Here is a 23863-nt window from a genome sequence, read left to right as displayed (position 1 = left end):
GTGCAGGGGCGGGCGGGCCGTACCGCCGGCACTGGTACGGTCACCTCATGATCGACCGTTTCATCTGGGCGGCGTCCGGCGCCGGCCTGTCCGAGCGCGCCTGGGCCGACGCGGAGGGCACCGGTGCCGCCTGGGTCGGCAACGACGCCGCAGCCCACGTGTCCCTGCTGCGCTCCACCGTGCGCGAGGAACTCGCCTTCGGCATGGAGCAGCAGGGGGTCGCGCCGCACGTCATGGCCGCCGGGATCGACGCCGCCCTGGACACGTGGGGGCTGCGGCACATCGCGGACCGTGAGCCGTCCAGGTTGTCGACCGGTCAGACGCGCCGCCTCGCCATCGCCGCCGCGCTGCTGCGCGACCCGGGCGCCCTGGTGCTCGACTGCCCGACGGACGGTCTGGACGCCGCGGCGGTGGAGACGCTCCGCCGTGCCCTGGCCGAGTTCGACGGCCCGGTCACCGTCTACGACCGGGTGCGGACCGTCCTCGCCGACGACGCCGGACGGGAGGTGCGCCTGGACGGGGTGGACGGCCCGGCGCCGGACCCCGTTCCCGGCCCCGTGCCGGCCGCGTCCCCGGGCGAACCGGTGCTGACCTCGGCCGGTGTCGTCGTGCGGCGCGGTGACTTCGTGCTCGGACCGGTGGACCTGCAGGCACACGGCGGACAGGTCACCCACCTCGCCGGGCCGAACGGTTCCGGGAAGACCACGCTGATGCTCGCCGTCCTCGGCCTGCTGCCCCACGAAGGGAGCCTTGACGCACCGGTCGCGGGGTGGGCGCCGACCGGGATGGACTCCGCCTTCTCCCGACGGACCGTCCTCGGCGAGCTCGCCGTCGGCACCGACGCCGCCCATGCGGAGACGGCCCTGCGGTGGGTGGGACTGGACAAGTGGCGGGACGTCCACCCCCTGGACGTCCCGAGCTCCCCGCGCCGCATGCTCGCCGTCGCCGCGGCCCTGGTGCGGGGGCCGGGCCTGCTGATCCTCGACGAGCCGACCGTCGGCCTCGACGCAGGGGGCTACGCGTGGTTGACGCGCGTGATGCGCGGATACGCCGCCGGGGAGTACCACGCGGAACTCTCGGCGGCGGGGGTGGAACCGGTCTGGACGGGGCCCGCCCCTGCGGTGCTGTGGACCTGCCACAACGCCGCGTTCGCCGGGGCCGTCAGTGACCGGTCACTGACGATGCCTTGAATGTCAGGGGCCGGGCGGCTCAGGCGTCGATCTCCTTCGGGGTGCCGTCGCCGGACCGTCCGACGGTGATCTTGCGGCTCTTCGACCGTTCCGCGACGGGGAGGGTGACGGTCAGCACTCCGTCGGTGTAGTCGGCGGTGACCCGTTCGGTGTCGACACTGTCGCTCACGGTGACCTGGCGGCGGTAGGTGCCGGTGAAGCGCTCGTTGGCGATCCACGAGCGGTCTTCGGTGCTGTCGGTGCCGTGTCCGCGGGTGTCGCGCTCGGCGGAGATGGTGAGCACCCCGTTGTCGATGTCCACGTCGATGCTGTCGACGTCCACACCCGGCAGGTCGGCGGTCAGGACGTAGTCGCCGTCCTTGCGGACCAGGTCCATCGGCATGAAGCGCGGGGCCTGTCCCCGGTTCACGGCACCGGACAGTCCGGAATCCCCGAAGATGTCACGTGCGACGGAGTCGAGTTGGGCGAAAGGATCGAAACGGAAGGTGGCCATGGTGATCTCACTCCTCTGGATGTTCTGTGAAACTTGCGTACACCACACTCAACTACGTCGCTGCAGGGTTTATTCCACCCGACTCAACGTGGGTGCGGGATGTGCCGGGGACTTGACCCTCACGCTGCGTGAGGGACGATGATCGCTGACATGGGCAACAGCACAGAGAACACAGAACTTACCGTCAGCCAGGCCGCCGACTTCCTCGGCGTCACCGTGCGCACCCTGCACCACTGGGACGCGAAGGGGCTCCTCGTCCCCCAGGTGAGGACATGGTCGGACTACCGCATCTACACCGCGGACGACCTGGCCCGCGGACAGCGCATCCTCGTCTACCGTGAGTCCGGCGTCCCCCTGGGTGAGATCGGTGAACTGCTCGAGGCGACGGGGGACGATGAGCGCGAGCACCTGCTGCGTCAGCGGGAGTTGCTGCGGGAGCGACGGGAGGGTGTCGACCGGATGCTCGCCGCCGTGGAGGACCTGCTCGCCGAGGTGAACTCCGGGGTGTACACCGGCCCGGTTCCGCCGGAACGGGTCCGCGAGATCCTCGGGCCGGACTGGGACCCCGACTATCAGCGTGAAGCTGAGGAGCGTTGGGGTGACACCGACGAGTGGCGTGACGCCCGGCAGGTCATGTCGCAGATGGGCGAGGACGACTGGCGTGCGGTCCGTGAGGAGGGCGACGCCTTCGCCCGGGCTCTCGCGGAGGCCCACGACCGGGGTGTCGCGCCGGGGTCGGAGGAGGGTGACGCGCTGGCGGAGCGGCAGCGACGGTCGATCTCGCGGTGGTACGACTGTCCTCATTCACGGCAGGTCATCCTGTCGGCGATGTATGTCGGCGACGCCCGTTTCCGGACGAACTGGACGGTGGACGGTGTGGACCACACCGACTACCTCGTGGAGCTGATCCGGGCGAACGCCGCGGCCCGGGGTGTGGACGTGGAGAACCCGCAGTGGTAACCGGCATCCGGCCGGCATCCGTCCGGCATCCGGCCGGTCGTCGTGGCATTTCCGCTCACCGTGAGGGGAAGGGGTGCGGGGTACTCCGCCGGTGTGCGACGCTGTCGCCATGACCCAGAAGCAGACAGAGCAGTCTATTGAAATCACCCGGCTGGCGCACAGCGTCGGGGCGAAGATCGAGGGGCTCCGGCTGGACGGCGACCTGGACCCGGACACCGTCGCGTGGATCCGCACACAGTTGGCGGTCCACAAGGTCCTCGTCATCCGCGGCCAGCAGCACCTCACCGACGAGAGCCAGTACGCCTTCGCCCGTCTGCTCGGCACGCCGACGCTCGCGCACCCCACCGTGGTCTCCCACGGCCGCGACAACCTCGTCCTCGAGGGCGCGGCGAACGCCTGGCACACCGACGTGTCCTTCGTCGACCGCGTCCCGAAGATCTCCGTCCTGCGGGCCGTGGAACTCCCCGGCTACGGCGGGGCCACGGAGTGGGCGAACACGGTGGCCGCCTACGAGCGGCTCCCGGAGCCGCTGCGCGACCTGGCGGACTCCCTGTGGGCCGTGCACACCAACGACTACGACTACGCCTCGGCCGCGCGGCCGGACGCCACGGACTCCAGCGGATTCTCCTACGCCGAGTTCACCCGGGTGCGGTTCGAGACCGAGCACCCGGTGGTCCACGTCCATCCGGCCACCGGGGAGCGTTCGCTGCTGCTCGGACAGTTCGTCTCCCGGCTCAGCGGATTGCGCGACGACGAGTCCCGGGACCTGATCCGGTTGTTCCAGGCCCGCATCCTCTCGCCCGACAACACCGTGCGGTGGCACTGGGAGGAGGGCGACGTGGCCATCTGGGACAACCTCGCCACCCAGCACTACGGCGTGGCGGACTTCGGTGACCAGCGGCGGAAGAACCACCGGGTCACCCTGGCGGGACCGGTGCCGGTCAGTGTGTCCGGAGAGAGGTCCCGCGTGATCACCGGCGACGCCTCGGAGTACTCGGTGATCGACGAGGAGGTTCGCCTGGCGGACTACCCGGGGAACCTGGCGGTTGCCTGACTGGGCTGCCTGCGGACCACGCGGGGGCTGGTAGCGTCTTGTCCCATGTACACGCCTGACGTCATCGGTACACCTCTTGCACCCAATGCCACGAAGGTCCTGCTGCTGGGATCCGGCGAGCTCGGCAGGGAGGTGACCGTCGCCCTGCAACGTTACGGAGTGGAGGTGCACGCCGCGGACCGGTACGAGGGTGCGCCCGCCCACCATGTCGCCGACGTCCGCCACACCCTCGACATGACCGACCCCGTCGCCGTACGCGCGCTGGTGGACGAGGTCCGCCCGCACTTCGTCGTCCCGGAGATCGAGGCACTGGCCACGGACGCCCTGCAGGACGTGGAGGACGAGGGCCTGGCGACGGTCATCCCCACCGCCCGTGCCACGCGGCTGACGATGAACCGTGAGGGCATCCGTACCCTGGCCGACCGGGACCTGGGCCTGCCGAACTCCCGCCACGTCTTCGCCTCCTCCTACGACGAGTTCCTCGAGGGCGTCCGGAGGATCGGCATGCCCTGTGTGGTCAAGCCGGTGATGAGTTCCTCGGGGAAGGGGCAGTCCTACGTCCGCTCCGAGGACGACCTGCGGCGGTCCTGGGAGTACGCGATGAGCGGGGCGCGGGTGTCGTCGGGGCGGGTGATCATCGAGCAGTTCGTCCCCTTCGACTACGAGATCACCCTGCTCACCGTGCGCTCGGTGGACCCGGAGTCCGGCGAGGACGCCACCTGGTTCTGTGAGCCGATCGGCCACCGGCAGGACCGTGGGGACTACGTGGAGTCGTGGCAGCCGGCGCAGATGACCACCGCGGCACTGGAGTCCGCACGTTCGGTCGCCGCGCGGATCACCGGAGCACTGGGAGGACGGGGGGTGTTCGGGGTGGAGCTCTTCGTCAAGGGCGACGACGTCTACTTCTCCGAGGTCAGCCCCCGCCCGCACGACACCGGGATGGTGACGATGGGCTCCCAGCGTTTCAGCGAGTTCGACCTGCACGCCCGGGCGATCCTGGGCCTGCCGATCGACACGACGTTGATCTCCCCGGGTGCGTCCGCGGTGGTCTACGGCGGTGTGGAGAGCGGCGAGTCCGCGGCGGCCCCGACCTACTCCGGCCTGGCCGCCGCGCTGTCGGTGCCGGAGACCGAGGTCCGGATCTTCGGCAAGCCGGTCAGCCACGAGCGTCGCCGTATGGGTGTGGCCTTCTCCACTGCGGAGAGTGTGGACGTCGCCAGGGAGCGGGCCACCGAGGCGGCGTCGGCGGTGACCGTCGGGGTCGAGCAGGTCGCCCGCGACAGCGGCCGGTGGGGCCGCTGACCGGTCACTCGTTGTCGTAGAGGACCTCGGCCTCGACCTGCACGAGCCAGCCCGGGACCGGCTGCTCGGCGACGCCGACGGTGACCACCGTGGGCTTGGTGGGGTTCATCTCGCCGGAGTAGGGGGCGTCGTCCGGGGCGTCGGTGCCGTCGCCGGTGGTGTCCGTCGGTGCCGGGGCGGCGGAGGACGACGTGCCGCCGTCCCTGCCGTCCTCGCCGTCTTCACTGTCCCCGCTGTCACTGTCCGACGGTTCGGAGGTCGCGGACGTGGGGGAGGGGCTCGTCTGCACCGTCAGCGTGACCGCCGAGGTGCCCGTGAGCAGGGAGTCCCCGGTGACCGGGTCGAGGTTGGCGAAGAACGTGCGGTAGGCGCGGTTCCAGCCCTCGAAGTCGGCCGCCGCCGCGTCCTCCCCGGCACCCCCGTCCGCGGAGGGGTCGGGGGCGAGGTAGACCCGCAGGCTCGCGACCTCGGAGATGCGCCGGCCCTCGGCCTCCACCATGTCGGCGATCTTCTGGAGCACCTGGAGGGACTGCGCCTCGGTGACCGACATACGTTCCGGCAGTTCGCCGTCCTCCAGGAGGACCGGGTCGACGAACTCCATGGGGGTGCCGGGTTCGGCGTCGTCGTTGAGGGCGTCCGGTCCGGTTCCGGACGTCCGCCACAGGTCGGCGCTGCCCGGTGCGGAGAGCGCCTGGGCACGGTCGGCGGTCCCGTCCTCCTCGGTGGTGGTGAACACCGTCTCGAAGGAGCAGGCTGAGGCGCCGAACAGCAGCGCGGATCCGGCGCCGAACGCCAGGACGCCACGGGCGAGGGCGGGGATGCGGGTCATGGGGAGCTCCTGCTGAAGGTCGTGGAGAGTCGCGCACAGGTATTCTGGCACCGACTCTACGGTCCGGTCGCGAGGGTGGGGCACAGGGCCCGTCAGGACACGACGGCGGCGCACCTGTCCCTGCCGCAGTGGGCGGTGGCGGGGCTGGCGGCGCAGGACGTGCACAGCAGGACCATCTCCCGGCAGTCGCCGTTGGCGCAGTTGTGGAAGGTGTTCGTGGCGGTGCCGCAGTGCACGCAGGTGCCCAGGGTGACGGCGTCCTCGCTGAACTCCATGTGCATCCTCTTGTCGAAGACGTAGAGGGAGCCCTCCCACAGTCCGGCGTCGCCGAACTGTTCGCCGTAGCGGACGATGCCGCCGTCGATCTGGTACACCTCGGAGAACCCGCGGTTGCGCATCAGCGAACTCAGCACCTCGCAGCGGATGCCGCCCGTGCAGTAGGTCACCACCGGACGGTCCTGGAGGTCGTCGTACTTGCCGGACTCCAGTTCACGCACGAAGTCGTGCGTGGTCTCCACGTCGGGGACCACCGCGCCCCTGAACCGGCCGATCCGGGCCTCCATGGCGTTGCGGCCGTCGAAGAAGACCACCTCCTCGCCGGAGGCGCGCTTCGTCTCGACGAGCTCGTTGACCTCCGTCGGGGACAGGTGCGTGCCGCCACCCACGACCCCGTTCTCGTCGACCCGGAGTTCATCGGCCGCGCCGAAGCTGACGATCTCCTCGCGGACCTTCACCGACAGCTTCGGGAAGTCCTCGGCGGACCCGGCGGACCACTTGAACTCCATGTCGTGGAATCCGGGGTACTCGCGGGTCCGGCGGATGTACTGCTTGACGGAGGTGAGGGAGCCGCCGACGGTGCCGTTGATCCCGTGGCGGCTGATGATGATCCGTCCCCGCAGTTCCAGCGACTCGCACAGGGTGCGCTGCCACAGCATCACCGCGGTCGGGTCGGCGACCGGGGTGAAGCGGTAGTAGAGGAGGATGCGTGTCTCGGAGTTCGTGCCTCTGGTGCTCTTGGTTCCCACCCCGGTCACTCTATCCGGCACACGGCAGCCGGGTGTCCCCCGTCCCCCGTCCGGGGAGGGGCGGGGGACACCCGGCTGCACTGGCCCCACTGCGCTAGTCGAGCGTGAGGTGCATCTCCTGGTGCTCGATGCCCTCGGCCATGAAGGGCTCGTCGGTGGGCTCGAAACCGTAGGACTCGTAGAAGGACATCAGGTAGGTCTGGGCCTCGATCTTCACCACGGTCTTCTGGACGTTCGGGTCGAGGGCCGCCGCACGCCCGCGGATGACCTCGAGGGCGTCGTCCACCAGCTTCGAGGCGATGCCGAAACCACGGAAGTCGGGGTGGACGCAGAGCCGTCCGATGTGCTGCTCCTCCGGCGGGCCGAAGACGCGCAGCGTGCCCACCAGCCGCAGCGGCGAGCCGGGGTCAGGCAGACCCCAGGGGTAGTCCGGGCCGGAGCCGGGGTGGACGTACGCCAGGAGGTGGTGGGTGCCCGGGTCGATGTCGGTGTCGTCGATCTCCGGGAAGCTGGCGCGCTGTTCGTTGACGAAGACATCCACGCGCAGCTTGTAGAGGGCGTGGACCTGCTGAGGCTGCATGTTCAGCACCTGCTTGCCCGTGAGGTGGACCTCCGGCGCTTCAGAGGCCGGGTTACGGGCTGCGGTGTCAGTGGTGTCGCTCATGACGTTAAGGATAACGGTATGAGCGCAATGAATCACTAAAAGACGGAGAAAACTCCGGGTTTCGCCCCTGGACGCGAAAAACCCCCGCGGAACAGGGGTGTTCTACGGGGGACGTCGGCAGGAGGTATCCCGGGATTTATAATTTCACCGTGTGAAATACGGGCTTCTCCGCGGGGCGGGTGTTACGCCTTCACGCGTGCCTCGCCGGAGGAGTAGTGCACCATCTCCTCGTGGGAGCGGACCTTCTTGCGCTCCCGGCCCTCGGCCTCGCCGAGGGCGCGCTCGTGCGCGTCGAGGTTGTACCAGCCCTCCCAGGTGGTGTAGTCGATGCCGCGGGAGTGCAGCAGCTCGAGGACCTCGTCCTCGGAGGGGGCCTCCGGGCGGAAGCCGATGCCGGCCTCGTGGTCGGCCAGCAGGTTGGCGACGGCCTCGTTCGCGTCGCCCTTGGTGTTGCCGATCAGGCCGACGGGGCCGCGGCGGACCCAGCCGGTGGCGTAGACGCCGGGCAGGGTCTCACGCAGCTCCGCCTCCGGGTCTGCGGAACCGGGGACGCCGGCGATGCCGTCGGCGGTGGGCCCCTCGGTCAGGACGCGGCCGCCCACGTTGGGCAGCACGTTCTCCCGGCCGTCCCAGGGGAGGTCGTTCTGGCGGTCGGAACGGTAGCCCACCGCGCGGTAGACCTGGCCGACGTTCCACTCGGTCAGCTTGCCGGTGGTGCGCACCCCGCCGTTGCCGTCGAGTTCGGTGCGCTCGGTGACCAGTGCGGTGACCTTGCCGTCGTCGTCGGTGCGGACCTCCACCGGGGACTCGAAGAAGTGCAGGTAGAGCTTGTGCGGGGCGCCCTTGGGCTCGGCGACCGCGTAGTTCTCCAGGATGGTGCACACCTGGTCGGTGATCTTGGAGTTGTGCCGCGCGTTCTCCGAGGCCTCGTCGTAGTCGATGTCCTCGGGGTTGACGACGACCTCGATGGTGTCTGAGTGGTTGAGCTCCTTGAGCTCCAGCGGGGTGAACTTCGCCTGGGCCGGGCCGCGGCGGCCGAAGACGTGGACCTCCCTGGCCTTGTTGTTGCGCAGGGACTCGTACACGTTGTCCGGGATCTCGGTGACGAGGAGTTCGTCGCCGGTCTTGGCCAGCACGCGGGCGATGTCGAGGCCGACGTTGCCCACGCCGATGACGGCGACGGACTCGGCGTCGACGTCCCAGGAGTCGTCGAAGTGCGGGTTGGCGTCGTAGAAGCCCACGAACTTGCCGGCGCCGAGGGTGTGCTCGCCGCCGGGGATGTTCAGGTCGCGGTCGTCGGTGGCGCCGGTGGCGTAGATGACGGCGTCGTAGTGCTTCTTCAGGTCACCGAGGGTGATGTCCTCACCGACGTTGACGTTGCCGAGCAGACGGATCTGGGGCTTGTCCATGACCTTGTGGAGCGCCTTGATGATGCCCTTGATGCGCGGGTGGTCCGGGGCGACGCCGTAACGGATCAGGCCGAACGGTGCGGCCATCTTCTCGTAGAGGTCGATGGAGACGTCCTTGCCGGACTTCATCAGTGCGTCGGAGGCGTAGATGCCGGCCGGGCCGGATCCGATGACGGCGACGCGCAGCGGGCGGTTGTCAGACATGAATGCGTTGGTCCAATCCGTGGTTGGCGGGTTCGTGCGGCAGCTCGGGGCCGGGCAGGAGTGGTCTCCTGTGTACGTTAGTCTGCCCTGAGACGAACTGAAAGTGTCAGGACGGCGCAGGTGAGGACGGTCACGCACACGTGTGACCTCAGGTCAGGCACAGACTATAGACCACTCGGTCTGTAACCTGCAAGGGGCGGCGGCGAAGTCCCACGTCAGCGTGGGTGAGTATCTCCTACGTTGTGTCTGCGAACAGACCGGTCTAGTCTGGGACGACACCTTGAGACCAGACCAAGCGGTCTGCACGGCCGGTGTCCTGGCCGGCCCCAGCGTTCCTCGGTCCCGCGGACGCGGGTGCGGGGGCCAGTAATGACCCGGACGACCCGGATGACCCGGAAGATCAGGAGAAGAGAAGGCATGACGACGGCGACCGACGAACTGACCACCACCGCCGACCCGGTGGCTGAGGCGCAGGCACGGCTGGACGAGGCCACCGCGGCGACCGAGGCCGCGGAGGCCGCCGCTGACGCAGCCCCGGACGACAAGAAGCTCGCCGCGGCGGCCCGTCGTGCCCGCGCGGCACAGAAGAAGGCGGCCCGGGCGCTGAAGAAGGCCGCCGAGGCCGCCGAGGTCGCCGATGACCAGGGCACAGACGGTGGCGAGGCGGCCGCGGGTGCAGGGGAAGCCGACCAGGCCGCCGGGACCTCCGCCACCGCGGACGCCGGCGGCCCCGTCGTGGCGCCGTCGTCACTGCAGGACGCCCTGTCGTTGATCAGGGCCGGGGCGTCGGTGCTGGCCGTCGCCGCGGGGACGGCCGAGGGCGCTGCCGCCGCGACGCCGGGTGACACCGCCCTGGCCGACGCTGCGCGGGACACCCGCTCGGCCGAGCGGCAGGCGGCGCAGGCCGTGCGCACCGTCGAGGCCGTCCTCGGCGTCGAGTCAGACGCGTCCGCCGACAACTCCGACAACTCCGACAACTCAAACGCCGCCGATGCCCCGTCCGTCCCCGAGGACCCCTCCGTCACCGCCGCACGTGAGGAACTGGCCCGTGCGGAGGCGGAACTCGCCGACCTCGCCGCCGTCACGAAGCAGGCGGAGGCCGCCACCGAGGCGGACCCGGACGACAAGGCGCTGTTCTCCGCCGCCCGGAAGGCGCGGTGGAACGAGCTCAAGGCGGGCAAGGCCGTCCAGAAGGCCACCACGGCGCTCGAGGAGGCCGTCGCCGCCGCGCCGCCGCCCCCGCGTGAGCTCACCGAGGAGGAGAAGGCCGACCGTGCCGCACCGAAGCCGCAGGGCCAGTGGCTGGTCGACGGCAGGAAGCCGCTCAACGACGACGAACGCATCAAGCAGGACGACGCCGGTCTCGCCGTCGCCGACCGTGTGCGGGAGATCTACTCCAAGCAGGGGTTCGACTCGATCCCCGCCGAGGACCTCGCACCGCGATTCAAGTGGATCGGCATGTACACCCAGCGTCGTCAGGACATGGACGGTGAGCAGACCGGTGTGCTGTCCAACGCCGAACTGCAGGACCGCTACTTCATGATGCGCATCCGGTTGGACGGCGGCATGATGAGCAGCGAGCAGATGCGTGTCATCGGCGGGATCTCCACCGACTTCGCCCGCGGGACCGCGGACTTCACCGACCGGCAGAACATCCAGCTCCACTGGATCCGTATCGAGGACGTCCCGGAGATCTGGGACCGTCTGGCCGCGGTGAACCTGGACACCTTCTTCGGCTGCGGTGACGTGCCCCGCGTGATCCTCGGTTCGCCCGTCGCCGGCATCGCCAAGGACGAGATCATCGACGCCACCCCGGCGATCCGCGAAATCAAGGAGAACTGGCTCACCCGCGACGAGTTCGCCAACCTGCCGCGCAAGTTCAAGTCCGGTATCTCCGGGTCGGTCCGCCAGGACATCACCCACGAGATCCAGGACGTCTCCTTCATCGGCTCGGAGCACCCGGAGAAGGGCCCCGGGTTCGACGTCTGGGTCGGTGGCGGACTGTCCACCAACCCCATGTTCGCCCAGCGTCTCGGCGCCTGGGTGTCGATCGACGAGGTCCCGGAGGTCTGGTGCGGTGTGGTCCGCATCTTCCGCGACTACGGCTACCGCAAGCTGCGCAACCGGGCCCGGCTGAAGTTCCTCGTCGCCGACTGGGGCATCGAGAAGTTCCGTCGCATCCTGGAGGACGACTACCTCGGACACAAGCTCACCGACGGGCCGGAGCCGGAGGTCTACCCCGGCTACCGCGACCACGTCGGGGTGCACGAGCAGAAGGACGGCCGGTTCTACGTCGGGGTGAAGCCCACCGTGGGTCACACCGAGGGCGACCAGCTGCAGCGTCTCGCCGACCTGGCGGAGGCGCACGGGGTCACCGACCTGCGCACCACCCCGGACAAGGAGCTGATCTTCCTCAACGTGGAGCCCGGCGCCGTCGACGGGCTGCTCGACGCCCTCGAGGCGGAGGGGCTCTCCGCCCGGCCGTCGGCCTTCCGCCGCGACATCATCTCCTGCACCGGCCTGGAGTTCTGCAAGCTGGCCCTGGTGACCACCAAGCAGCGCGCGATCACCCTCGCCGACCAGTTGGAGGAGCGTCTGGGCGACCTGGACGTGCCGTTGAAGATCAGCCTCAACGGCTGCCCGAACGCCTGCGCCCGCACCCAGGTCGCCGACATCGGGCTGAAGGGCCAGATCGTCACCGACGACGACGGCAACCGTGTGGAGGGCTTCCAGGTCCACCTCGGCGGCGCGGTCGGGATGCACCCGGACTTCGGCAAGAAGCTGCGCGGCCACAAGGTCACCTCCGCCGAGCTGGACGACTACGTCGTCCGGGTCGTCGAGAACTACAAGGAGCAGCGCAACGAGGGCGAGCAGTTCCGGGACTGGGTGCTGCGCGCCGACGAGGCCGTGCTGCAGTAGGACCTGCGGAACACCATGGACGACACCAATTCCCGTATCCCCGGGAAGAGTGCACACCCCAACCCGAGGAGGGCCACCGTCATGAACTGCCCCTACTGCACGTCGGAGAACCTGTTCCCCGACACCGAGACCGACAACGCCTGGCAGTGCCGGGACTGCTGCCGGGTGTTCTCGGTGAAGCTGCACGGACACATCGAACGCGGCGTCTGACCCTTCCTCCCGCCACTCAGCCCCGTCCTGACCTGCACAGTGTAGGGCACCCTTTCCCGTGCTGTAGGCTCGACGACCATGGCAGGAGATGACTCGGCAGGCGGCACCGGCGACGACACGATCAGAACCGGGCACCTGCGCAGCGTCCCCTCGAAACTCCCGGACCCCGCCGACCGGCACTGGCTGCTGAAGCTCGCCGTCGCCCAGCGCCCCGTCCAGCTCATCGCGTCGGTGGGGATGCTGGTCGGCTTCGTCTGCAACGCCACCACCTCCATCGTGGTGGGGCGTGCCATCGACGACGCGGTCGCCACCGGGCGGTGGCACCGGCTGGTGCTGTGGGTCGGGGTACTCGTCGCGTTGTTCCTGGTCAACGCCGTGGCGTTCTGGCTCGCACGCCGGTACACGGAGATCACCCTCCAGCAGCTCAGCCACGACCTGCGCACCACCGTCACCGACCGCATCCAGGACCCCCGGGGCATCAGCGGCGCCAACGGGCGTGAACGTACCGCCGGCGGGCTGCTGTCGATCGCCAGCACCGACGCGAACAAGGCCGCCGAGATCGTGGTGATGACGGTGTTCCCCATCGCCGAACTCGGCTCTATCCTCTATGTCGCCGTGGTGGTGCTGTCGATCCACTGGCAGCTGGGTCTGGGGGTCCTCGTCGGCGCCCCGCTGGTCGTGGCGTTGTCGGTGCGGGCGGCCCGCCCCTTGCGCGGCAGGGCCCAGGCGCGTCAGCAGGCCCTGGCGCAGGCGGCGGCCGTGGCGGCCGACGCGGTCCAGGGGCTGCGGATCGTCAAGGGGCTGGGTGTGGTCCGCACGATGCGCCGCCGCTACCGCGGCTACTCGACCAGGGCGTTGGAGGCCACGGTGCGCGCCAACGCCGCCGAGGCGCGGTTGACGGTGGTCACCGAGTCCGTCGGCGCGATCTACGTCGTCGCCATCGGGGTGACCGCCGGGTGGATCGCGCTGCACGGCGGCCTGACCGTGGGGCAGCTGATCACCGTGGTCGGCCTGTCGCAGTACGTCGTGCAGCCGATGACCATGCTGGGCCGGAACTTCGCCACCCGGGTGGCGGTCTCCGCGGCGTCCGGGCGCCGGGTGCAGGAGATCCTCACCGCCCCCTTCGCCACGCCGGACGAGGAGTCCGACGCGACGACGGACGCGCTGCTGGCGGTGCTGCCACCGGGGCTCACCGTCGTGCGTGGCGGCGACGGTGCGCAGGTGACCGACGCGCTGCTGCGGCTGCCCCGTCACCGGGTGACAGTGGCCCCGCACGGCGCGGACCTCTTCGACGGGCCCCTGCAGGACAACGTCCACCCGGATCCGGCGGTGGCGGCCCGTGCGCTGGAGGTCGCCGACTGCTCCGACATCCCCGGTGGTCCGGAGCGGCCGGTGGGGGAGGGCGGACGGCGCCTGTCCGGTGGCCAACGCCAACGCGTCGCCCTGGCGCGCGCCATAGCCGCGGACCCGGAGCTGCTCGTGCTCACCGACCCGACGACCGCGGTGGACTCGGTCACCGAGCAGCACATCGCCGAGCGTGTCGCGGCCCTCTACGCCGGCGACGGCCGTCCGGGCCACCGGGTGCTGGTCATCAGCGACGCCCCGGCGTGGCACGTCGCCGCGGAACATGAACTCACCGGTGGTGAACTGGCGCAACGGGCGGGGGGCGCCGGCCTGGCCGGTGCGACGGCGACCGGAGGGGAACAGTGATGAGGGCGGCGTCCATGACGGCACCACAGGCGGCACCACAGGCCGACGGCGGCGGGCCGGTGCGGACCTTCCCGTTGGCGACCTGGACCCAGGCACGCAGGGAGGTGGCCGCGCAGGCGCGAAAGGTGCCGCGTGCGCGTCGCCAGGCGCTCGTCGCCTTCCTGCTGCTGGCGGTCGGCTCGACCTGCACGGTCACCATCCCGCGTCTGCTGGGGCGCATCGTCGACATCGTGTCCTCGGCGTCGGACCAGCTGCCCCAGGCGGAGACGGACCTGTGGCGCACCGCAGGGCTGATGGTGGTCGTCGCCGTCGGCGCAGGGGCGTTCAACGGTGCGGGCTACTTCATCCTCGCCCGGCTGTCGGAGCGGCTGATCGCGAATCTGCGTGAGGAGATGGTCGGCACCGCGCTGGGACTGCCCATGCACACCGTCGAGGACGCCGGCACCGGGGACGTGGTCAGCCGGTCGACCGACGACGTCGCACAGGTGTCCGCGGCGATCATGGAGGCCCTGCCGATCCTTTCGGGGGCGGTGTTCGTCATCGGGGCCACGGCGGTGAGCCTGCTCACCGTGGACTGGCGTTTCCTGCTGATCATCCTGGTGGTCTCACCGGTGTACTGGCTGGCCGCCCGGACCTACCTGCGGCGCGCGCCCGCCCTGTACGCGGCGGAACGGGCGTCGATGGGGCTGCGTGCCCGACGTGTCCTCGAGGCGATCCACGGCCGGGCCACGGTACGTGCCTTCAGGATGGAGGACGAGATGCACGCGCGGATCGCGGACTCGTCCCGGCAGGTGATGACCAACGCGGTCAACGCGAACCGGGTCATGGTCGTGCTGATGAACAAGATGCTCTTCGCCGAGCTGGTGATGCTGGGAACGGCCATCGTGCTGGGTTTCGTGCTCGTCGACCACGGGGTGCTGGGGGTGGGGGCGGTGACGGCGGCGACGCTGATGCTCATCCGGGTGCGCGGCCCGTTGCTGCAGATCATGCGGGTGCTCGACGTCGCGCAGTCCGGCTACGCCTCCCTGGCCCGCATTGTGGGAGTGACGGTGGACCCGCCGCGTCCCGTGCCGGACGCGGGGGCGCCCGAGCCGCGCGGCGAGGTGCGTCTGGAGGGTGTCGACTTCCGCTACGGGGAGGACGCCTGGGCGGTGCGGGACGTGTCCTTCACCGTCGAACCGGGGCGCACCGTGGCACTGGTCGGCGCGTCCGGAGCCGGGAAGACGACGGTCGCGACGCTGCTCGCGGGGCTCCGGGAGCCCACCGCCGGTGCGGTGACGGTGGACGGCGTGCCGGTGACCGCCCTGTCGGACGATGAGCGTGCCGCCCGGCTGGCCCTGGTGTCGCAGGAGGTGCACACCTTCTCCGGGACGCTCCGCGACGACCTGGGACTGGCGGTGGACTCGGAGGTCACCGACGGTGAGCTCGTCGACGCGCTGGAGGCGGTGGGGGCGCTCGACTGGTTCCGTCGGCTGCCGGACGGGCTGGACACCGTCGTCGGTGCACGTGGGCTGGTGCCGGATCCGGTGGTGGCGCAGCAGATCGCGTTGGCCCGGGTGCTGCTGCGTGACCCACGGGTGGTCGTGCTGGATGAGGCGACGGCGGAGGCCGGGTCGGCCGGTGCCCAGGCGCTGGAGGCCGCGGCGCGGCGGCTCACCGAGGGCAGGACGGCGTTGACGGTGGCCCACCGGCTGGACCAGGCACGTCTGGCGGACGAGGTGTTGGTCATGGAGGACGGCCGGGTCGTGGAGCAGGGGACCCACGACGAGCTCGTCGAGGCCGGTGGCCGCTACGCGACTCTGTGGGAGGTCTGGTCGCGCGGTCGGTGACGCGCGCACGCACGGGACAGGTCCGTGTGTGTGGGGGCCTGCCGCGGGGACTTTCAGGGTGAACAGAACCCCGGGACGTGACGGTGCGGGGTGGCTCCGGAGGTTCCGTACAGACCCCTCGGTCTAGGGGATACATGGTCCACTACCAGCAGACACAAATGGGACTTGTGTCCATACACGAAATACTGGTTGCTCAGGGGAGGACTCTGCTCTAGTCTGGTGTCTCATAACGCAGACCGACCGGTCTGTTGGGCGCCGGTCGGACACGACAGGACGACAGCCTGACACCGCAATCCCCGACTGAAGAAGAGCTGCAATGACGAACACAGGACCAGACGTCGGCTTCGCGGCGCTCACCGGCCTGATCGGTGCGTCCGGGACGGACGGTGCGCCGGGAAACCGCGACGCCGGAGATGCCACAGACGCCACAGGCCTCACCGACCCCGAGGTCAGTCCCCCCGGCGTCCCCACCACCACGACACCGCTCAGCGAGGAGCAGACCGCGGCCCACCGCGCACTCGTCGAGAAGTGGAACCACACACTGGAGGGCGCCGGAGCGGAGGAGATCCTCGACTGGGTCAACGAGCACGTCACCGGCACCGTCGCGGTGACGATGTCCATGCAGGACACCGTCCTGGTGGAACTGACCGAAGGCCGCGTCCACGACGCCGAGATGGTCTTCCTCGACACCGGCTACCACTTCGACGAGACCCTGGACGTGGCCCGCGAGGTCGACGAGCGCTACACCCTCCCGCTGCGCACCGTCGAACCGGCCTACCCGGTGGCCAGGCAGAACGAGGTCTACGGCCGCGACCTGTACAGGCGCAACCCCACGGCCTGCTGCCGGATGCGCAAGGTCGAGCCCCTCGCCAGGATGCTCGACCCCTACGAGGCGTGGATCTCGGGCGTGAAGCGGGTCGACAGCGAGCTGCGCAAGGACACCCCGATCCTCGACGTCGACCGCACCGGCCGGCTGAAGATCAACCCCCTCGCCGCGTGGACCGACCAGGACGTCGAGGACTACATCCGAGACCACGACCTGATCATCCACCCGCTGACCAGGCAGGGCTACCCGTCCATCGGGTGCGCGACCTGCACCCTGCCGGTGGCTCCCGGCGACGACCCCCGTTCCGGCCGCTGGGCCAACTCCTCCAAGACAGAATGCGGACTCCACCTGTGACTACTGCGACAGAACTCCCCACACTCAGCCCCCACCTGGCCAGCCTCGAGGCGGAGGCCATCGAGATCCTCCGTGAGGTCGCCGGCCAGTTCGAGCGCCCCGCCCTGCTGTTCTCCGGCGGGAAGGACTCGGTCGTCGTCCTGGAACTGGCCAAGCGGGCCTTCGCCCCCGCCGCCGTCCCCTTCGAGCTGGTGCACGTCGACACCGGCCACAACTTCCCGGAGGTCATCGAGTTCCGCGACCGTGTCGCCGAGGACCCCCGCATCACCCTGCACGTGGCGCACGTGCAGGACTGGATCGACTCCGGTGCGGTCCAGGAGCGTCCGGACGGCACCCGTAACCCGCTGCAGACCGTGCCGCTGGTGGAGACGATCCAGCAGCGAGGGTACGACGCCGTCCTCGGCGGTGCCCGTCGGGACGAGGAGAAGGCCCGCGCCAAGGAGCGCGTCTTCTCTGTGCGTGACTCCTTCGGCGGCTGGAACCCGCGCCGTCAGCGCCCGGAGCTGTGGGGCCTGTACAACGGCCGCCACCAGGCGGGCGAGAACATCCGGGTGTTCCCGATCTCCAACTGGACCGAGGCGGACATCTGGGACTACCTGCGGGCACGTGACGTGGAGATCCCCGGGATCTACTACTCGCACGACCGTGAGGTCTTCAACCGCGGCGGCATGTGGCTGACTGCGGGCGAGTGGGGTGGGCCGACCGAGGACGAGGTCGTGGAGACCCGGACCGTGCGCTACCGCACCGTCGGCGACATGTCCTGCACCGGTGCAGTGCTGTCGGACGCGGCCACCATCGACGAGGTCATCGACGAGATCCGCCTGTCCACCACCACCGAACGCGGCGCCACCCGTGCCGACGACAAACTCTCCGAGTCCTCCATGGAGGACCGCAAGAAGGAAGGCTACTTCTGATGACCGCCGCCACCGTCAACTCCACGGAGACGTCCTTGCCGAGCAACAACAGCGCCGACAGCGGCGCGGTCCTGCCCACCCTGCGGCTGTGCACCGCGGGTTCCGTCGACGACGGCAAGTCCACGTTCGTCGGACGCCTGCTGCACGACACCAAGTCCATCCTCGCCGACCAGTACGAGGCGGTCCAGCGCGTCTCCGCGGCCAAGGGCCTGGAGAACCCGGACCTGTCGCTGCTGGTCGACGGACTGCGCGCCGAGCGCGAGCAGGGCATCACCATCGACGTCGCCTACCGGTACTTCGCCACCGACAAGCGGTCCTTCATCCTCGCCGACTGCCCGGGCCACGTGCAGTACACGCGGAACACCGTGACCGGCCTGTCGACGTCCGACCTGGTCATCGTCCTCATCGACGCCCGCAACGGCGTCATCGAGCAGACCCGCCGTCACCTCACCGTCGCCGCGATGATGAAGACCTCGCACGTCGTCGTCGCCGTGAACAAGATCGACGCCGTCGACTTCGACGAGGGCGTGTTCCGCTCCATCACCGCCGAGGTGCGCAGTCTCGCCGAGGACCTGAAGCTGCCCAAGATCGACGTCGTGCCGACCTCCGCGCTGCTCGGGGACAACGTCGTCTCCCCGTCGGAGAACACCCCCTGGTACGGCGGCCCGACCGTGCTGGACATCCTGGAGAACGCCCGACCGGCCCGCGTGAACGCCGGCAAGACCCGCGGTCTGCGGTTCCCGGTGCAGGTCGTCATCCGTGACCACGCCACCGGCTACCGCGGCTACGCGGGACGGCTGACCTCCGGGTCGGTCAGCGTCGGTGACCCGGTCACCGTCGGCGGGCGTGGCGGCCGGACGACCACCGTCGCCGGCATCGACGGCCCCGCCGGGGAGCAGGACCGCGCCGAACGTGGCGAGTCCGTCACCCTGCGGCTCACCGACGACATCGACATCTCCCGCGGCGACCTCATCGCCACCGAGGTCGAGGGCGACCCACTGCCCGAGCCGTCCAACCAGGTCACCGCACTGGTCTTCCAGCTCGCCGAGACCCCGGTGAAGCTTCGGGGCAACGTGCTGCTGCGCTACGGGTCCGCCACGGTGCGCGCACGGGTCGACGAGATCCTCAGCCGCGTCCACATCCTCGACGAGGACGAGACCGGGGAGGACGGCGACCTGGGCACTGAACTGGCGCTCAACGACATCGCCGAGGTGCGGGTGACCGTCGCCGAGCCGCTGCCTTTCGAGGCCTACCGCCGTGGCGGCCGTGTCGGGTCCTTCCTGCTGATCAACCCGGGCACCGGTGACACGCTCACCGCCGGTCTGGTCTCGGAGGAGACCGGGGCCGCTGAGTCCCCCGGGGCCCCCGGCCTCTGATGAACCCGCCCGTGGTGTGCCTCGCACACGGGTCCCGGCACCCGGAGGCGGACCGGACGGTGGTGGACATCGCCCGCGCCGTCGCCGGACTGACCGGGCACGAGACCAGGGCCGCCTACCTCGACTTCTCGCCGCTGACCCCGACCACCGTGGCGCGCCTGCTCGCCGCGGAGGGGCACACCGAGGCGGTCGTCGTGCCGCTGCTGTTCACCACGGCCTTCCACATGACCACCGACGTCCCCGACGCGCTCGCCGCGGCCACCGAGGAGACCGGCGTGGTGCTCCACCGGGCGGACGGAATCGGCACCGGCGACGACCTCGCCGGAGTGCTGGCGTCCCGTGTCGCGCCGGGTGCGGACCATCTCGTCCTCTACTCGGTGGGGTCCAGTGTGCCCGGCGCCAACGAGCGCGTCGCGGAACTGGCCGGGGACGTGGGGCGGCGCCTCGGCGTCCCCGCCCGAGCCCTGACCGCCACCGGCGGTCCAGGAACCGGCAGGGACGCCCTGGTCGCGCACGTCCGTGACGTCGTCCGGCAGGGCGCCGGGCGGGTCGCCGTGGAACCGCTGTTCATCAGTCCCGGCACGCTCTGGGACACCGCGGTCCGCGCCCTGGCCGGGTCACCGGTCGCCGCGGCGGTCACGGCGGGCGCACCCCTGGGCACCGCGGTCGCACCACTGGTCGCCGCACGACTCACCGCACGACCCGCCGCACACCGACCGCACACCCCAGGCGGGAACGGAGGAACCACCCGATGAAACTGCTGCTGTTCGCCCTCGCCGGCCTGATGGCGCAGCTCGTCGACGGCGCCCTCGGCATGGCCTTCGGTGTCACCGCCACCACGATGCTGATCCTGTCCGGCACCGCCCCGGCCCAGGCCAGCGCCGCCGTGCACTTCGCCGAGGTCGGCACGACACTCTTCTCCGGAATCGCCCACTGGCGGCTCAACAACGTCCACTGGCCCACCGTGGTGTTCCTCGGGGTGCCCGGGGCGGTCGGCGCGTTCCTCGGGGCGACCGTGCTCGCCGGATTGTCCTCGGAATCGGCCGAGCCCGTGGTGTCGACACTGCTCCTGCTGCTCGGCGCCTACGTGCTGGCCCGCAGCATCCTGGTCCCGTGGAAGAGGACCTCCGCCGCGGACGGTGCCCCGGCGCCGGCGGCGTCGAGGAACCGCAGGTCCCGGCTGGGACTGGTCGCCCTCGGGCTGGGCGGCGGGTTCCTCGACGCTTCCGGCGGCGGAGGATGGGGGCCGGTCACCACCTCGACGCTGATGAGCGTGGGGCGCAGCGAACCCCGCAAGATCATCGGCACCGTCAACACCGCGGAGTTCCTCGTCGCCGTGGCGGCGTCCGCCGGCTTCATCGTCGGCCTGGAACGGGTGCACGAGTCGTGGCAGCCCGTGGTCGGCCTGCTGATCGGCGGGCTCATCGCGGCGCCCGTCGCCGCCTGGATCGTGACGGTGGTCGCCCCCGACGTCCTCGGGGTCGTCGTCGGCGCCGTGCTGGTGGGACTCAACGGGGCGCGGGTGAGCGTCTCCCTCGGCTGGGCCGGCGGACTGCTGACCGTTGTCGTGGTCGCCCTGTGCCTGGTCGCCGTGGTCCACGGGCTGCGGCTGCGGCGCGCGGCCCGTGCAACGGACACGGCGGGCACAGGGGACACAGGGGACACGGTGGGCCGCACCTCCGCAGCGTCCTCCCGCTCCAGTGAACAGGTAGTTATCGGAACAGAGCGACAACGGTGACCCCGGGTACGCCGTCGGGAGCGCGTTTCACCCCCGGGTGAGTGGGATAAGACACAGCAATGGGGGTAGTGAGACCAATGAGACAGAACTGCGTTGGTCGGGGTGGGTGATACGCGGCACAATGGGGGAGGAACATCCCCATGCTCCGGGAAGGTCACCAGGCTCCGGACGTGACGGGGACCGTCAACCATGTAAGGAGACCCCGTGACCGTTCGAGCAGTGCTCAGCCCGATCGCCACCGCCGCCGGACGTCGAGACGAACTGATCACCGGCCTGTCGGGCCAGGTGACCGACATCTTCGAGACCCTCCGTCCTGCGGCGCCGGACTTCGGTGCAGCCCTCGACACCGCACTGACCAGTGACGTGGCCGTCCTCGTCGGCACCGGCGAGCCCATGTTCGACTCCCGGCTGGCCGCCGCCGCCGGAGTCGCCCACTTCCTCGTCGCCGCAGGGGAGCAGGACCACCTGCAGCTCCAGCAGGTGTCCGGGCAGCTGGTGCGCTCGGGACGTGAGCCGCGGGGGATCGCCCTGCTCGACCGTCCGCAGGCCACGTCGTCCGCGCTGGAGTCCGAGGGCACCGCCGTGCCGTTCGTCGCCCTGGACTCCGTGGGCTCCGCCGAGCCCGGGACGCCGGTGATCGGCCCGGAGTCCTTCGAACGCAACCTGATCATCCAGGCACGGGCAGCCAAGGCGCACATCGTCCTGCCCGAGGGCGACGACGACCGCATCCTCGAGGCCGCCCACCAGCTGCTGGCGCGCCGGGTGTGCGACCTGACGATCCTCGGTGACCCGAAGAGCATCGCCGCCAGGGCGCACGAGCTCGGCCTCGACCTGAGCTCGGCCACCCTCACCGACCCCGGCAGCGGCGACGACCTGGAGCGCTTCGCCGAGGAGTTCGCCGAGCTGCGCAAGTCCAAGGGAGTGACCGTCGACGAGGCGCGGGAGACGATGAAGGACATCTCCTACTACGCCACGATGATGATCCACCTCGGCATGGCCGACGGCATGGTCTCCGGCGCGGCCCACACCACCGCCCACACCATCAAGCCGAGCTTCCAGATCATCAAGACCTCGCCGGACGCCTCGATCGTCTCCTCCATCTTCCTCATGGTCATGGACGGGGTGCTCTGGGCCTTCGGTGACTGCGCGGTGAACCCCAACCCCACCCCTGAGCAGCTCGCCGAGATCGCCGTCGTCTCCGCCAAGACCGCCCGGCAGTTCGGCATCGACGCAAAGGTCGCCATGCTGTCCTACTCCACCGGCAGCTCCGGTGCCGGTGAGGACGTCGAGGCCGTGGCGGAGGCCGTCACCATCGCCCGCGAGAAGGCCCCCGACCTGGGGGTCGACGGCCCGCTGCAGTTCGACGCCGCCGTCGTGGACTCCGTCGGCCAGAAGAAGATGCCCGGGTCGGACGTGGCCGGCAAGGCCACCGTCTTCGTCTTCCCCGACCTCAACGCCGGAAACATCACCTACAAGGCCGTGCAGCGCACCGCCGACGCCCTGGCTGTCGGCCCCATCCTGCAGGGACTGAACAAGCCGGTCAACGACCTGTCCCGTGGGGCGACCGTCCCCGACATCGTGAACACCGTCGCCATCACCGCCATCCAGGCCGGAAAGTAACCGAAAGGCATACACATGACCTCGAGCACCACCTACGTCCTCGTCCTGAACTCCGGCTCCTCGTCCATCAAGTTCCAGGTCATCGACCTGAACGCCGATGTGCAGGACGGCCCCTTCCTGTCCGGCCTGGTCGAGCAGATCGGCGAGAGCCGCGGCCACATCAAGCTCGTCACCGAGGACCAGACGATCGAGGACCGCCGCCCGATCCTCAGCCACTCCGTCGGCCTGGAGCGGGCCTTCGGCATGATGTCGCTGCTCGGCGTCGGCCCGCAGGACCTCAACATCTCCGCCGTCGGGCACCGCGTGGTCCACGGCGGCAACAAGTTCTCCGAGCCGGTCGTCATCACCGACCAGGTCGTCGACGAGATCCGCACCCTCGTGCCCCTCGCGCCCCTGCACAACCCGGCGAACATCGACGGCATCGAGAACGCCCGGACGCTGCTGCCCGACGTCAAGCACGTCGCCGTCTTCGACACCGCCTTCTTCCACAGCCTGCCGGAGGCGGCGTCACGCTACGGCCTCAACCGTGAGGTCGCCGACCAGTACCACATCCGCCGCTACGGCTTCCACGGCACCAGCCACCAGTACGTCTCCAACCTGGTCCCGAAGATCCTGGGCAAGGACCCCGAGAGCCTCAACCAGATCACCCTGCACCTGGGCAACGGTGCGTCGATGGCGTCGATCCGCGGCGGCAGGCCCATCGACACCACCATGGGCCTGACCCCGCTGGAGGGCCTGGTCATGGGCACCCGTACCGGCGACATCGACGCCGGCATCATCTTCCACCTCTACCGCGAGGGCAAGATGACCATCGACGAGATCGACACGCTGTTCAACAAGCGCTCCGGCCTGAAGGGGCTGGCCGGGGCCAACGACTTCCGCCTGATTCAGGAGCTCATCAACGAGGGCGACCAGAACGCGCAGGAGGCCTACGACATCTACGTGCACCGTGTCCGCCGGTACGTCGGCGCGTTCATGCTGCAGCTGGGCCGTCTCGACGCAGTGGTGTTCACCGCCGGCGTCGGCGAGAACCACGTGGGCATCCGCCGCGACACGATGGCTGACCTGGAGAACTTCGGCATCGTCATCGACGACGCGCGCAACAAGAACGACGAGGGCGTCGAAGGGCCGCGTGTGATCTCCTCCGACGACTCGGCGGTGAAGGTGCTCGTGGTCCCGACGAACGAGGAGCTGGCCATCGCCCGCGCCGCGCAGGAGCTGTCTGAGGCCTAGGCGG

At 70.0% G+C, this 23863-nt stretch carries 20 protein-coding genes; 15 read left to right on the top strand and 5 right to left on the bottom strand.

Features of this window, described 5'->3' with window-relative positions; genetic code table 11:
- The first annotated feature begins 47 nt into the window (after positions 1 to 47).
- Positions 48 to 1190: an ATP-binding cassette domain-containing protein gene (locus Q0A34_RS08770; protein WP_291479618.1), complete on the top strand. Its 1143-nt coding sequence runs from the start codon at positions 48 to 50 to the stop codon at positions 1188 to 1190.
- Between the two features lie 19 nt (positions 1191 to 1209).
- On the opposite strand, the gene Q0A34_RS08765 is transcribed toward Q0A34_RS08770, so the two are convergent.
- Positions 1210 to 1683 (bottom strand): Hsp20/alpha crystallin family protein, encoded by a 474-nt coding sequence (locus tag Q0A34_RS08765; protein ID WP_291479613.1) that lies wholly within the window; start codon positions 1681 to 1683, stop codon positions 1210 to 1212.
- Between the two features lie 150 nt (positions 1684 to 1833).
- Between Q0A34_RS08765 and Q0A34_RS08760 the strand changes: the two genes are divergently transcribed.
- From Q0A34_RS08760 to purT, 3 genes are all read left to right on the top strand, one after another.
- Positions 1834 to 2643: a MerR family transcriptional regulator gene (locus Q0A34_RS08760; protein WP_291479612.1), complete on the top strand. Its 810-nt coding sequence runs from the start codon at positions 1834 to 1836 to the stop codon at positions 2641 to 2643.
- A gap of 109 nt (positions 2644 to 2752) precedes the next feature.
- Positions 2753 to 3697, top strand: coding sequence for a TauD/TfdA family dioxygenase (locus Q0A34_RS08755; protein WP_291479611.1), 945 nt, complete (start codon positions 2753 to 2755; stop codon positions 3695 to 3697).
- A 45-nt stretch (positions 3698 to 3742) separates the two neighbouring features.
- Positions 3743 to 4999 carry a formate-dependent phosphoribosylglycinamide formyltransferase gene (purT, locus tag Q0A34_RS08750; RefSeq protein WP_291479610.1) on the top strand — a complete coding sequence of 419 codons (1257 nt, stop codon included), beginning with the start codon at positions 3743 to 3745 and terminating at the stop codon, positions 4997 to 4999.
- A gap of 4 nt (positions 5000 to 5003) precedes the next feature.
- On the opposite strand, the gene Q0A34_RS08745 is transcribed toward purT, so the two are convergent.
- The 4 genes from Q0A34_RS08745 to Q0A34_RS08730 form a co-directional block, all read right to left on the bottom strand.
- Positions 5004 to 5828, bottom strand: coding sequence for a hypothetical protein (locus Q0A34_RS08745; protein WP_291479609.1), 825 nt, complete (start codon positions 5826 to 5828; stop codon positions 5004 to 5006).
- 92 nt (positions 5829 to 5920) lie between these two features.
- On the bottom strand, positions 5921 to 6853 hold the full coding sequence (locus tag Q0A34_RS08740; protein ID WP_291479608.1) for a rhodanese-related sulfurtransferase: 933 nt from the start codon (positions 6851 to 6853) through the stop codon (positions 5921 to 5923).
- Between the two features lie 94 nt (positions 6854 to 6947).
- Entirely contained in the window at positions 6948 to 7517 is a 570-nt protein-coding gene (locus Q0A34_RS08735; RefSeq protein WP_291479607.1) for a GNAT family N-acetyltransferase, read from the bottom strand.
- A 182-nt stretch (positions 7518 to 7699) separates the two neighbouring features.
- A complete protein-coding gene (locus tag Q0A34_RS08730; protein WP_291479606.1) occupies positions 7700 to 9130 on the bottom strand; it encodes an FAD-dependent oxidoreductase in 1431 nt (476 codons plus the stop codon).
- A 1041-nt stretch (positions 9131 to 10171) separates the two neighbouring features.
- Between Q0A34_RS08730 and Q0A34_RS08725 the strand changes: the two genes are divergently transcribed.
- From Q0A34_RS08725 to Q0A34_RS08675, 11 genes are all read left to right on the top strand, one after another.
- Positions 10172 to 12049 carry a nitrite/sulfite reductase gene (locus Q0A34_RS08725; RefSeq protein WP_291479617.1) on the top strand — a complete coding sequence of 626 codons (1878 nt, stop codon included), beginning with the start codon at positions 10172 to 10174 and terminating at the stop codon, positions 12047 to 12049.
- Between the two features lie 15 nt (positions 12050 to 12064).
- Positions 12065 to 12259: a hypothetical protein gene (locus tag Q0A34_RS08720; RefSeq protein ID WP_291479605.1), complete on the top strand. Its 195-nt coding sequence runs from the start codon at positions 12065 to 12067 to the stop codon at positions 12257 to 12259.
- Positions 12260 to 12337: 78 nt separating this feature from the next.
- The gene (locus Q0A34_RS08715) at positions 12338 to 13969 is read left to right on the top strand and encodes an ABC transporter ATP-binding protein (protein ID WP_291479604.1); all 1632 of its coding nucleotides are present in this window, start codon (positions 12338 to 12340) and stop codon (positions 13967 to 13969) included.
- 14 nt (positions 13970 to 13983) lie between these two features.
- Positions 13984 to 15798 carry an ABC transporter ATP-binding protein gene (locus Q0A34_RS08710; protein WP_291479603.1) on the top strand — a complete coding sequence of 605 codons (1815 nt, stop codon included), beginning with the start codon at positions 13984 to 13986 and terminating at the stop codon, positions 15796 to 15798.
- A 316-nt stretch (positions 15799 to 16114) separates the two neighbouring features.
- Positions 16115 to 16978 carry a phosphoadenylyl-sulfate reductase gene (locus Q0A34_RS08705; RefSeq protein ID WP_291479602.1) on the top strand — a complete coding sequence of 288 codons (864 nt, stop codon included), beginning with the start codon at positions 16115 to 16117 and terminating at the stop codon, positions 16976 to 16978.
- Complete coding sequence (gene cysD / locus Q0A34_RS08700; RefSeq protein WP_291479601.1) at positions 16975 to 17892, top strand: sulfate adenylyltransferase subunit CysD; 918 nt, start codon at positions 16975 to 16977, stop codon at positions 17890 to 17892. The genes Q0A34_RS08705 and cysD overlap by 4 nt, the downstream gene beginning before the upstream one ends.
- Complete coding sequence (locus Q0A34_RS08695; protein ID WP_291479600.1) at positions 17892 to 19268, top strand: GTP-binding protein; 1377 nt, start codon at positions 17892 to 17894, stop codon at positions 19266 to 19268. Before cysD ends, Q0A34_RS08695 begins: the two co-directional genes overlap by 1 nt.
- The gene (locus Q0A34_RS08690) at positions 19268 to 20023 is read left to right on the top strand and encodes a CbiX/SirB N-terminal domain-containing protein (RefSeq protein ID WP_291479599.1); all 756 of its coding nucleotides are present in this window, start codon (positions 19268 to 19270) and stop codon (positions 20021 to 20023) included. Before Q0A34_RS08695 ends, Q0A34_RS08690 begins: the two co-directional genes overlap by 1 nt.
- Positions 20020 to 21006 (top strand): sulfite exporter TauE/SafE family protein, encoded by a 987-nt coding sequence (locus Q0A34_RS08685; RefSeq protein WP_291479598.1) that lies wholly within the window; start codon positions 20020 to 20022, stop codon positions 21004 to 21006. Before Q0A34_RS08690 ends, Q0A34_RS08685 begins: the two co-directional genes overlap by 4 nt.
- Positions 21007 to 21210: 204 nt before the next feature.
- Positions 21211 to 22626 carry a phosphate acetyltransferase gene (pta, locus tag Q0A34_RS08680; RefSeq protein ID WP_291479597.1) on the top strand — a complete coding sequence of 472 codons (1416 nt, stop codon included), beginning with the start codon at positions 21211 to 21213 and terminating at the stop codon, positions 22624 to 22626.
- Between the two features lie 15 nt (positions 22627 to 22641).
- Positions 22642 to 23859 carry an acetate kinase gene (locus Q0A34_RS08675; RefSeq protein ID WP_291479596.1) on the top strand — a complete coding sequence of 406 codons (1218 nt, stop codon included), beginning with the start codon at positions 22642 to 22644 and terminating at the stop codon, positions 23857 to 23859.
- Positions 23860 to 23863 lie beyond the last annotated feature (4 nt).

It is taken from the genome of Corynebacterium sp. (assembly GCF_022712195.1).
Taxonomy (GTDB): domain Bacteria; phylum Actinomycetota; class Actinomycetes; order Mycobacteriales; family Mycobacteriaceae; genus Corynebacterium.
Note: the sequence above shows the minus strand (reverse complement) of the source record. Positions and strands in the feature narration are given on the sequence as shown.